Here is a 10,402-nt window from a genome sequence, read left to right on the forward strand (position 1 = left end):
TGACGGGCGCCCGTCGTGTCAGCTCGACATGTACGCCCGCCAGCCGCCGTGCGCGGTGATGTCCCTGGTGGGGTCCGCGCACGCGGTGTCGGCCACGAAACCGAGCACAGTGGACCCGTCGTCGAGCGTCAACGGGCCCAGGTGCAGGGGCGGTGCGATCGTCGGCAGCAGTGCGCCGATCGCCGCCTCCGGCAGGTCCCACACCTCCAGCTCGATCCCGTCCGCCGGGCCGTCTCCCGTGTGGAGCAGCCCCGGCCGCGGGAACGGACCGTCCACTGTGTACACGCGGTGGCCGGGCCCGGTGCGGGCCCGGCTGTGCAGCACCCCGCCCAGCCGCACCAGGTCGCCGTTCGCCGGCTGACCGGACAGGTGTGCGCCCGCGACGGCCAGCAGCGTGCGCGCGGAGGGTGGCGCCACGGTCTCGCCCGTCCACCGCGCGGCCAGGTCCAGCAGTGGGCCGTCCGCGAACGCCGGCGCGAGCAGCTGCACCCCGAACGGCAGCCCGTCGGCCCGCGACCCGGCAGGCACGGCGACCGCGCACAGGTCGAGCAGGTTCGCCATGTTCGTGAACGTGCCCAGCCGCGTGTTGACCCCGACCGGATCGGCCGCGACCTCAGCCAGCGTGGGATGCCCCGGCGTCACCGGCAGCAGCAGCGCGTCCGCGCCGGTGAAGGCCCGCTCCGCGAGCCGCCGCAACCGGGCCAGCTCGTGCAGGCCCGCGAAGGCGTCCGCGCCCGAGTACCGGTCCGCGCCCCGCACGATGCCCCGTACCGTCGGGTCCACACCCGGCCCGTCGAGCAGGTGCCCGAACGCCGCCAGCCGCTCGGCCACGAACGCCGCCTCGTAGAGCAGCCGCGCGGCCGCCAGGAACGGCGCGACGTCCACCCGCACCACGTGCGCGACCCGCGCCGCGTGCGTGAGGGCGTCCAGCCACGCCGCTTCGTGCTCCGGATCCAGGTCGAGCGGGCCGTCCGGCGCCGCGATCACCCGCATCCGGCGCGCGACGCCCGGCGGCAGCAGCGCGGGCGCGTGCCGCGACCACGGATCGGCCTCGTCGAACGCCACCAGCGCGTCCAGCACCGGCCGCGCCTCGGCGACCGTCCTGGTCAGCGTGGTGATGCAGTCCAGCGACGGGCACGCGGGCAGCAAGCCGCGCGTGGACACCAGCCCCCGGGTCGGCTTCACCCCGATCAGGCCGTTGAACGCCGCCGGGACCCGGCCGCTGCCCGCGGTGTCCGTCCCCAGGGCGAACGGCACCACCCCGAGCGCGACCGCCACCGCGCTGCCCGAACTGCTCCCGCCGCTGACGTGCGCCGGCGAGAAGACGCTGTGGCACGCGCCGTAGGGGGAGCGGGTGCCGACCAGGCCGGTGGCGAACTGGTCCAGGTTGGTCTTGCCGATCGGCACCGCGCCGCGGTCCAGCAACCGCTGCACGGCGAACGCGTTCGCCGTCGCCGGCGTGTCCCGCGCCGGGCACCCGCCGGTGGTCGGCGCCCCGGCGACGTCGATGTTGTCCTTCACCGCGAACGGAATCCCGGCCAGCGGACCGTCCGACGTGGACTGAACCCGGTCCTCGTCCAGCAGCGAGATGAACGCGGGCTGGTCCACCTCCCGCGCCGCCTTCAAGGCAACCAGCGGAGTCAACGATCCCACCTCTCCCGTTCGGCGTCGAACGCCGCCTGCCTGCGTTTGCGGAACAACGCGATCTCCTCGCGGTGCTTCGACTCCAGCTCGTCCACTTCGGACAAGGAAAACTTCGCTGGGCTCGTCTCCAGCCCGGATCGTCCGGCCTTGACGTCGGCCCGCAGATCGGCGAGTTCCTCCGCGGTGACCGGCGTGAACCGCAGACGGTCGAACTGGCGCAGCAACCACGGCGGCTCGGCCGAACCCGGCACGTGCCGCCACACCGGGACCGTCCGCCCCACCAGCTGGTAGCCACCGGGGCCTTCCATCCCGTACACGCACAGGTACGCGCCGCCGATGCCGACGGCGTTCTGCGGCGTCCACGTGCGCGCCGGGTTGTACTTCGTGGTCACCAGCCGGTGCCGCGGATCGATCGGCAACGCCACCGGGGCGCCCAGGTAGACGTCGCCCAGCCCGATCACCAGGTAGGTCGCCTCACGCAGGATCCGGAACACGTCGTCCCGCACCGGCAGGTCGTTGATGCGCCGGATGAACTCGACGTTGTCCGGGCACCACGGCGCGTCCGGCCGCACCGAGCGCGTGTACCGTGCCATCGCCTCGTGCGCGGCCGGGTGATCGAACGCGATCGGCAGCGTCACCTCCCGCACGTCGAGCGTCACCCCGGCCGGATCGGGCACCGCGCCGGCCAGCTCGTCGAGCAGCCCGGCCAGCCGCTCCAGCGGCAGCCGGTCCGGATCCACCTGGACCAGCAGCGAGCGCACGCCCTCCACGATCTCGGTCACCCCGTCGGTCACCGACGCGCGCAGCGCCTGGGCGAGCAGGTGCACCCACACCCGCACGTGCAGGTCCAGCACCGCCGGCCCGGCTTCGACGAGCAGGTGGTGGTCGCCGGCCCGGCGCATCACCACCGCCGGGTCCGCCCGCTCCCGCAGGAAACCGTGCTCCCGCAACAACTCCGCGCGCGGTGCGGGCAGCACCGGCGCCGGAGCGGGCGTGCCCGCGAACTCGGCCGCGACGGCTGCCCGGGGATCGGCCAACAGTGCCGCCCGCTCCGCGTTGATCGCCTCCGCTTCCGCCGGTGACACCAGCACCAGCCGCACCGGGTCGCCCGGCCGGGCCTGCGCCAGCTTCCAGCGGTCCGCGCGGATCACGGTGAACGGCACCACGAACCCGCCGAGGCTCGGGCCGTCCGGGCCGACCACGACCGGCGTGTCGCCGGACAGCATGATCCCGCCCACCGGGTAGGCGCTGTCGTGGATGTTCGACGGGTGCAGGCCCGCCTCGCCGCCGTCGCGCCGCGACCACTTCGGCGGGGGACCGGTCAGCCGCACACCCGTGCGGTCGGCGCGGTGGTCGACCGTCCACGGTGTTTCCAGCAGCTCCCGCGCGCCCTCCTCGGTGAGGTACTCGGGAGCGCCGTGTGGCCCGGCCAGCACCCGGACCGTCCACTCGGACCCGATGCGGGGCAGGATCGGTGCCACGTCCATCGGTGCGCCCAGGTTCTCGGTGCGTCCGACGGTCAGCTCGTCCCCGGCGGCGAGCGCGCGGCCGTCCAGCCCGCCGAAGCCGCCGAGCAGGAACGTGGCGCGGCTGCCGAACACCTCCGGTACCCGGATCCCGCCCGCGACCGCCAGGTACGCGCGCATCCCGGGCCCGTCGCACGGGCCGACGTCGAGCACCGACCCCGCCGCCACCGGCGTGACGATCCCCGGGCGCAGCGGACGGCCGTCCACCGTGGCCCGGTGCGTCGCACCGGTCAGGCACACCGTGGTGCGCCGGTCGAAGCGCAGCACCGGCCCGGTGACCACCGCTTCCAGGCCGGCCGCGTGCGGCGGGTTGCCCACCGCGGCGTTGGCCAGCGCGAAGGACAGGTCGTCCCACGCGCCCGAGGGGGGCACCCCGACGTCCCACATGCCGCCCCGGCCCGTCAGGTCCTGCACCGTCGTCTGCGTGCCTGGCGTCAGTACCTCCACGGTCACCACCAGCCCAGCAGCCGCACCGGCGTCGGGTTCCAGCCGTTGCACGGGTTGTTCAGCTGCGGGCAGTTGCTGATCAGCACGTACAGGTCGCGCTCGGCGCGCACTTCGACGTACTTGCCCGGCGCGGACAGGCCGTCTTCGAACGTCAGCCCGCCCTCGGCGGTCAGCGGCACGTTCATGAAGAAGTTGATGTTGTGCCCGAGCTGCCGCGCGCCGATGCCCACCTGCGCCCCGTAGCGCAGGAACGTCTCCCGGCAGGCGTGCTGGTGACGGGTGTGCTCGCCGTACCGGACCACATTGGACTCCTGTGCGCACGCCCCGCCCAGGGTGTCGTGGCGGCCGCAGGTGTCGGCGGTGATCGTGGCCAGCACGTCCAGGTTCACCGACAGCAGGCGCGACCCGGTGGTGAGGTAGGCGCTGCCCTGCTCCCGCACGGTGTCCATCGCGCTGTAGCGGTTGTCGATGTCGGCGGCGTCGTAGAACAGGGTGTCCACGGCCTGGTTGCCGTGCAGGTCGACGATCCGGAACGTGCCGCCGGCCGGGATGGTGCCGAGGAAACCGTCACCGTCGGCGACGGTCGTGTCGAGGGCGGCTTCGGTGATCGTGCCGGTCATGCCAGCACCTCCCGGGCGGCTCGCAGGGCGCGGGTGCTCTCGTCGCGGAACGTCCACGACGGATCGTCCTCGCCGGGGACGGGAGCGGGCCGGACCTCGGCCAGCACGCCGCCGGGGTTCCACTGTGGATCGAGCGGGTGCGGCGACGTGGACAGGACGACCAGCACGTCCATCTCCGCCCGTAGGGCCACCCAGTCGCCCGCCGACGCGTGTCCGGGCGCGAAGGTCAGCACGCCCTCGCCGGAGATCGCGACCTTGCTGAAGAAGTTGACACACGCGTGCAGGTCCGCGGGCCCGCGGCCGTGCTTGCGCAGCTCGCTCAGGAAACCGTCGCGGGCGGACCGGCGCCACGCGTTGCGATCGGCCGAATAGGACGAGGGACCGTACTGCGCGACGTCGACGGAGTGGCCGCTGAGCGCGTCGTGCCAGTCCAGGGACGACCCGGTGATCGAGCACAACGCGGTGCCGCGATCGGACATCAGCACCATCGGCGCCTGGATCCGGGCGCTCATCTGCGCTTTCAACGTGTCCGGGACGTTGAGCCGGTCCACGGGGTGGTGCGCGGCGAACAGCAGCGTCGAGCAGTTCGCGCCGTCACCGGTGGCGGTCAGCTTCAGCTCCCGGCCACCGCGGACCAGGACCGACCAGGCGGCGCCGCCGGGGATCTCGTGGGACAGCAGTACCTCGCTCACGCGGCACCCTCCAGAACCGGCGCCAGCGCGGGGCGGCGCGCCTGCACTGCGTACGCGAGCGCGCCGACGAGCAGCGTGCCGGCGAGGAACAGGGGAGCGAACCACTGCAGGTACGGGTGCCCGCCCTCGGGATCGAACACCTCGGCTCGCGGCCAGCCCAGGTTCACCGCCATCGCCGCGCCCCACACCACCGCGAGCACGTTGACGACCACACCCCAGCGGCCGAGGCTGAAATAGCCCGGCGCGGCAGGCAGCTCACCCCGCAGGCGGCGGATCAGCAGCGGCAGCGTCACCATCAGGTAGGCCAAGTACAGCAGCATGATGCAGACGCTCGCGACGGTCGTGAACAGCGCCGGGTTGCCGATGTTGATCAGCAGCACCGCCGCCGCGACGACCGCGACCACGACCGAGGCGCGGACCGGGGTGCCGGTGCGCGGGTTGACCTTCGCCAGGCCGCCGGCGAAGGGCAGGACGCGGTCGCGGGCCATCGAGAACACCATCCGGGTGGCGGCGGTCTGGATCGCCAGCGTGCACACCGTCACCGCGATCGCGACGTCCACCAGGAAAACCCGGCCGAGCGTGTCGCCGAGGCGGCTCATCAGCACCCCGGGCAGGCCCAGTGCCGGGTCGCCGAGGCTGCCGTCGGTGACGCTGCCCGCGGCCATCAGGGTGGCCAGCAGCATGAGCGCGCCGCCGAGACCGGAGATCAGCACCGCGCGCAGGATGGTGCGCGGCGTGGTGCGGCGCGGGTTGTGCGTCTCCTCGGACAGCTCGCCCGCGCTGTCGAAGCCGACCAGCACGTAGGCGGCCATCAACCCGGACACCGCGAACGCCCACAGGTAGCTGTGGCCCTCGACGCCCTGCGTCTGCAGCACCACGCCGGGGCCGCGCTCGGCGCGGGAGAACAACGCGACGCACAACAGCGCGACACCCACCAGCTCGCAGGTGACGCCGACGCTGTTGACCACCGACATCAGGCGCACGCCGATCGCGTTGATCGCCGTGGTGACGGCCAGCAGCAGCACGCCCAGCAGGACGGCGTTGGCCGCGCCGGTGGGGGAGGTCAGCGCGGAGTCGCCGGGGATCAGCTGGAAGCCGGACCAGACCGGCGGCAGCACGACCTGGAGGGCGATCGCGGCGCCGGCGAGGGTGACCGTCTGCGCGACGATCATCAGCCAGCCCGCGGTCCAGCCCCACAGCCGCCCCCCGAGACGGCTCGACCACTGGTAGATGACGCCCGAGATCGGGTAGCGGGCCGCCAGCTCGGCGAAGCACAGCGCGACGAGCAGCTGCCCGGCCAGCACGATCGGCCAGGTCCAGAAGAACGCCGGGCCTGCGAAGGAGAAGCCGAAGAAGAACAGCTGGAAGACGGTCGTGAGGATGGAGACGAAGGAGAACCCCGCGGCGAACGACCCGTAGGACCCGATCTTGCGTTTCAGCTGCTGGCCGTAGCCGAAGCCGGAGAGGTCCCCGGCGTCGGCGTCTGGCGTGGTCTGGGGATGCGTGACGGACATACCCACCTCCGGATCATCCCCGGACCACGCACGCAGCCCGGGGCCGTGATGGCCTCCCGGGCTTTTCTCCCGCCGTGGAACGGTTCCGCATCCGGCGCGGACCGCCTGCGTCTCTCGGACCAGACCCACCCGGCGGTGGCGGAACCCTAGACGCGCCCCGCAACTGGTGCGGGTCGTGGAACAGTGCACCCGGCAGCGGTGTCACGACCGCTTCGCGGGCGTTAACGTGGTGTATCGGTGATCGCCTCGGGCGGACGGATCAGGTCATGCGGGGTTAACTTCGCGCGGTCGGGCTATGCCGCGTATCCGCCGTCGATCCGCAGCACCGCGCCGGTGACGTAGGAGGCCTGCGGGCTGGCGAGGAAGACGACGCCCGCGGCGATCTCCTCCGGCCTGCCGTACCGGCCCATCGCCGCGGTCGGGAGGAACGTGGACGCGGCCGGGCCGTCGGCGGGGTTTCCGTCGGTGTCGACGAACCCGGGCTGGACGACGTTGACCGTGATGCCCCGCTGCGCCAGATCGCGGGCCGCGCCCCGGCTGAAGCCCTCGAGGGCCGACTTCGTGCCCGTGTAGTACGCCATCCCCTGGAAACCCGCCCGGGTGGCCACGCCTGAGCTGATGCTGACGATCCGCCCGCCATCGGGCAGCAACGGCACCGCCGCCTGGACCGCGGCCACCACGCTGGTGTAGTTGACGGCGAGCTGCCGCTCGATGGCGGCCTGGTCGACGGGCTCGCTGCCCACGAGGCCGCCACCGCTCACGGCCGCGTTGTTGACCAGGATGTCCAGCTTCCCGAACTGCTCGGCCACGTGGTGGATCAAGCCCGCCGCCTGCGCCGCGTCCGCCTGGTCGGCCTGGAAAGCCGCCGCCCGCACCCCCTTCGCCTCCAGGTCGGCGACCACAGCCTTGGCCTGGTCCGCCGAGGCCGAGTAGCTGATCGCGACGTCGGCGCCCTCGTCGGCCAGCGCCAGCGCCGAGGCCGCCCCGATGCCCCGCGACCCGCCGGTCACGATCGCCACCTTGCCGTCCAGCTTTCCCATGTCTTTCCTGCTTCCTCGCGTGCAACGTGCCAAGGAGTTCTTGACCGCGCGGTCCACCATAAGCATGCTGGACCGCGCGGTCAAGAACTCGATATCCTGTCCGCATGGCACGTCCGCGATCGTTCGACGAGAAGCAGGTGCTGAACGCCGTCCGTGATCAGTTCTGGGACGCCGGTTACGCGGCGACCTCGCTGGAAGACCTGATGCGGGTCAGCGGCCTCGGCAAGGGCAGCCTGTATGCGGCGTTCGGCGACAAGCGCCAGCTCTTCCTCCGGGCGCTGCGCGCCTACACCGACGACAACCACCGCCGTCTCCGGGAAGCCCTCGCCGAGGCGCCGCGGGCCCTGGACGCACTGCGCATGCTCCTCGAAGCACCGGTCGACGACTCCGGCGTGCGGCGTGGCTGCCTGTTGGCCAACAGCACCAGCGAACTCGGTAACGCCGATCCGGAAGTCCTCGACCATGCCCACCGCGCCTACGAGACGACCACCGCGCTGATCGGCGACTGCGTCGCCCGAGCCCAACGCGAGGGCGACCTGCCGGCCGGAACGGAACCGATCGAACTCGCGCGGGCTCTCCTAGCCGCGCAACAAGGGCTCGTGTTCATGAGCCGGACCGGGCTGGACACGGCCACGCTCAGCGCCACGGCACGATCACTGGCGGCTCGGCTCCTGCCGGACCACTCCGGCGCCTGAACCGCCCGTTCGCACTAGAGACGGACGAAGGGTGTTCAAGATCCGTTTGTGACGACAGACCTGAACACGACCGCTTGGCGGGCCAGCGTCGGCTGGCCGGCCACCGAGGCTGACCGACGCCGAGGTGGTCACCCTGGCCGTGGCTCAGGCGTTGCTGGGGTTCACCTCCGAGGCCCGGTGGTCGCGGTTCCTGCCCGTCCGGATGCCCGGCGCGTTCCGGTACTTGCCCGGCCAGTCCGGCTACAACCGTCGCCCGCGTGCCGCATTGCCACTGGTCAAACAGGTGATGCGCTGGCTCGCAGCCGATACCGACCTGTGGACCGACGCCACCTGGATCGTCGACTTCACCCCGGTGGAGTGTGGCCGCTCCCTGCCCACCGTTCGACGAGCGGCAGGTACTCATGGTGATCTGCGACCACGAACCCCACCTGCTCGCCGAGGGCCCCGGACTGCTGATCATCGCCGACAAGGGCTACGTCTCCCGCGAACTCGACCACTACCTCACCGAGCGCGGCGTCCGGCTGATCCGCCAGCTCATCGAATCGGTCAACGACACCCTCAAAGGCCAACCCACCACCCGATCCCTGACCGCCTACGACCACTAACAGAGTTACGCATCACTCGTCTAGGCCTTGCCAACCTGGATGAACCTGCCGGTTGCCGGGCCCGGCGCAGCGCTCACTCCGTCGGCGTGCCGATCCGCAGCCGGTTGCCGTCGGGGTCGCGCAGCTCGATCTCCCGCGCCCACGGAGCCTCCTCCACCGGCACGCCGAACGCGGCGGCGATGGCGTCCACATCCCGCAATCGCAGGTAGACCAACGTGTCCGGGCGCGCGTCGCCCGTGTGCTCCGACAGGAACAACCGCACGCGACCCCTGGCAACCTCGACAAAAGCGGGCAGCTCCGGTTCGAAGCGGTGCTCCCACTGCTTGGTGAACCCCAGCCGCTCGTACCAGGCGACCGCCGCCGCGGCGTCCGCCACCCGCAGGATGGGGATGACTTCCTCGTCCACGCGGCCATCGTCGCAGACCCGGCGCGCGGTCAGCCCCCGTACGGCTTGGTGATGATCTCCAGCCGGTGCCCGTTCGGGTCGTTCCAGTACACGCCGCGGCCGCCGTCGTGGTGGTTGATGCGGCCCGGCTCCCGGCCGAACGGGTCCGCCCAGTACTCCAGCCCGCGCGAGGTGATCCGCTCGAAGATGCTGTCGAACTCCGCGTCGCTCACCAGGAAGGCGTAGTGCTGGGGGTGCACCGGCCCGTCGGTGCCGACCACGTCCAGCGACACCTCGTTCGAGGTCTGCACCACCAGGAACGGGCCGTACGGCACCGGATCCGGCAGCCCGAGGATCTCCGTCAGGAACTTCGCCGTCGCCTCCCGGTCGCGGGCCTCGACGATCGTGTGGTTGAGCTGGACGGCCATGGCCTGCTCCCTTCCCCGCAGAAACTTCTGCCTCCCACTGTAGGCCGCCGATAGGCTCGGGAGATGACCGTCGAACACAGCGCCGTGCTCGCCCTGCACTGGCAGGTCAACGTCATCAAACCGGAGGGCTTCTTCGGCGGCATGCTCGCCGCGCCCGTCGAGCGCAGCGGGGTCGTCGGCCGCGCGGTCCGGTTCCACGAGTGGGCCGCCGGCGCCGGCATCCCCATCTACTTCACCCGCTTCACGATCCCCGAGGACGAGGGCAGGCTCGTGCGCAACACCGCGTTCATGACCGCCGTCGGCCAGGCGCAGGAGCAGTTCCGGCCCGGCGCCGCGGGCACCCAGCTCATCCCCGAAATGACCCACCTCGCCAAGCCCGACCACGTCGCCGACAACCAGAAGCTCTCCGGGCTCGCCGGCAACGACCTCGCGGCCCGCCTCGGCGACGCCGGCATCACCACCCTGTACGTCACCGGGGTGGCCACCAACCTGACCGTCGAGCAGACCGCGCGCCACGCCACCGACCTCGGGTTCGTCGTCCACCCGGTGAGCGACTGCGTGGCCGCCGCCGACGAAACCGCGCACCTGGCCTCGCTGGCCAACCTCGACCTCGCCACCGCAGGTTGCCGCACCGCCGCCGAGATCACCGCCGGGTAGCGCTGTCACATCCGCAGCCGCCGTCTCGTCCGGGAAACGATCACTGATTTCCCGGGGAGTCTCAATGATCGTGTCAAGCAGCTGTAGGGCTGATGGGCGGCGGTGAGTGGTGGAATTCGCGGCCGTCGCGCAGCAGTGCCCAGATGACG

At 72.0% G+C, this 10,402-nt stretch carries 11 protein-coding genes and 1 riboswitch; of the genes, 3 read left to right on the plus strand and 8 right to left on the minus strand.

Annotation, left to right across the window (positions count from 1 at the left end; all coding sequences use genetic code 11):
* Positions 1-18: 18 nt before the first annotated feature.
* The 6 genes from atzF to ABZ215_RS35125 all read right to left on the minus strand — a co-directional run bounded on the left by atzF (position 19) and on the right by ABZ215_RS35125 (position 7,483).
* Complete coding sequence (gene atzF / locus ABZ215_RS35100) at positions 19-1,644, minus strand: allophanate hydrolase (RefSeq protein ID WP_354954671.1); 1,626 nt, start codon at positions 1,642-1,644, stop codon at positions 19-21.
* A complete protein-coding gene (locus tag ABZ215_RS35105) occupies positions 1,641-3,668 on the minus strand; it encodes a 5-oxoprolinase/urea amidolyase family protein (RefSeq protein WP_354954673.1) in 2,028 nt (675 codons plus the stop codon). The genes atzF and ABZ215_RS35105 overlap by 4 nt, the downstream gene beginning before the upstream one ends.
* Positions 3,620-4,237 carry an urea amidolyase associated protein UAAP2 gene (locus tag ABZ215_RS35110; RefSeq protein ID WP_354713529.1) on the minus strand — a complete coding sequence of 206 codons (618 nt, stop codon included), beginning with the start codon at positions 4,235-4,237 and terminating at the stop codon, positions 3,620-3,622. The genes ABZ215_RS35105 and ABZ215_RS35110 overlap by 49 nt, the downstream gene beginning before the upstream one ends.
* Complete coding sequence (locus ABZ215_RS35115; RefSeq protein ID WP_354954675.1) at positions 4,234-4,929, minus strand: urea amidolyase associated protein UAAP1; 696 nt, start codon at positions 4,927-4,929, stop codon at positions 4,234-4,236. Before ABZ215_RS35115 ends, ABZ215_RS35110 begins: the two co-directional genes overlap by 4 nt.
* Positions 4,926-6,443 carry an amino acid permease gene (locus ABZ215_RS35120; RefSeq protein ID WP_020416026.1) on the minus strand — a complete coding sequence of 506 codons (1,518 nt, stop codon included), beginning with the start codon at positions 6,441-6,443 and terminating at the stop codon, positions 4,926-4,928. Before ABZ215_RS35120 ends, ABZ215_RS35115 begins: the two co-directional genes overlap by 4 nt.
* A gap of 51 nt (positions 6,444-6,494) precedes the next feature.
* Positions 6,495-6,604, minus strand: a riboswitch (guanidine-I (ykkC/yxkD leader).
* Between the two features lie 132 nt (positions 6,605-6,736).
* The gene (locus ABZ215_RS35125) at positions 6,737-7,483 is read right to left on the minus strand and encodes an SDR family oxidoreductase (protein WP_020416025.1); all 747 of its coding nucleotides are present in this window, start codon (positions 7,481-7,483) and stop codon (positions 6,737-6,739) included.
* 104 nt (positions 7,484-7,587) lie between these two features.
* On the opposite strand from ABZ215_RS35125, the gene ABZ215_RS35130 reads away from it, so the two are divergent.
* Both ABZ215_RS35130 and ABZ215_RS35135 read left to right on the plus strand, forming a co-directional pair.
* The gene (locus ABZ215_RS35130) at positions 7,588-8,178 is read left to right on the plus strand and encodes a TetR/AcrR family transcriptional regulator (protein ID WP_354713521.1); all 591 of its coding nucleotides are present in this window, start codon (positions 7,588-7,590) and stop codon (positions 8,176-8,178) included.
* A 401-nt stretch (positions 8,179-8,579) separates the two neighbouring features.
* Positions 8,580-8,783, plus strand: a complete 204-nt coding sequence (locus ABZ215_RS35135; protein ID WP_354954678.1) for a hypothetical protein — start codon at positions 8,580-8,582, stop codon at positions 8,781-8,783.
* 73 nt (positions 8,784-8,856) lie between these two features.
* On the opposite strand, the gene ABZ215_RS35140 is transcribed toward ABZ215_RS35135, so the two are convergent.
* Together ABZ215_RS35140 and ABZ215_RS35145 are read right to left on the minus strand one after the other, a co-directional pair.
* Positions 8,857-9,189 carry a glyoxalase superfamily protein gene (locus tag ABZ215_RS35140; RefSeq protein ID WP_020416022.1) on the minus strand — a complete coding sequence of 111 codons (333 nt, stop codon included), beginning with the start codon at positions 9,187-9,189 and terminating at the stop codon, positions 8,857-8,859.
* A gap of 29 nt (positions 9,190-9,218) precedes the next feature.
* On the minus strand, positions 9,219-9,596 hold the full coding sequence (locus ABZ215_RS35145) for a VOC family protein (protein ID WP_020416021.1): 378 nt from the start codon (positions 9,594-9,596) through the stop codon (positions 9,219-9,221).
* Between the two features lie 63 nt (positions 9,597-9,659).
* Between ABZ215_RS35145 and ABZ215_RS35150 the strand changes: the two genes are divergently transcribed.
* Positions 9,660-10,253, plus strand: coding sequence for a cysteine hydrolase (locus ABZ215_RS35150; protein WP_354954680.1), 594 nt, complete (start codon positions 9,660-9,662; stop codon positions 10,251-10,253).
* Positions 10,254-10,402 lie beyond the last annotated feature (149 nt).

It is taken from the genome of Amycolatopsis sp. NPDC006131, assembly GCF_040614175.1.
Classification (GTDB): Bacteria; Actinomycetota; Actinomycetes; order Mycobacteriales; family Pseudonocardiaceae; genus Amycolatopsis_E; species Amycolatopsis_E tucumanensis.

Coding starts and splice junctions, on each gene's coding strand:
- ABZ215_RS35110 (WP_354713529.1), bottom strand. CDS start 4,237: ATGACCGGCACGATCACCGAAGCCGCCCTCGACACGACCGTCGCCGAC.
- ABZ215_RS35120 (WP_020416026.1), bottom strand. CDS start 6,443: ATGTCCGTCACGCATCCCCAGACCACGCCAGACGCCGACGCCGGGGAC.
- ABZ215_RS35125 (WP_020416025.1), bottom strand. CDS start 7,483: ATGGGAAAGCTGGACGGCAAGGTGGCGATCGTGACCGGCGGGTCGCGG.
- ABZ215_RS35130 (WP_354713521.1), top strand. CDS start 7,588: ATGGCACGTCCGCGATCGTTCGACGAGAAGCAGGTGCTGAACGCCGTC.
- ABZ215_RS35135 (WP_354954678.1), top strand. CDS start 8,580: ATGGTGATCTGCGACCACGAACCCCACCTGCTCGCCGAGGGCCCCGGA.
- ABZ215_RS35145 (WP_020416021.1), bottom strand. CDS start 9,596: ATGGCCGTCCAGCTCAACCACACGATCGTCGAGGCCCGCGACCGGGAG.
- ABZ215_RS35150 (WP_354954680.1), top strand. CDS start 9,660: ATGACCGTCGAACACAGCGCCGTGCTCGCCCTGCACTGGCAGGTCAAC.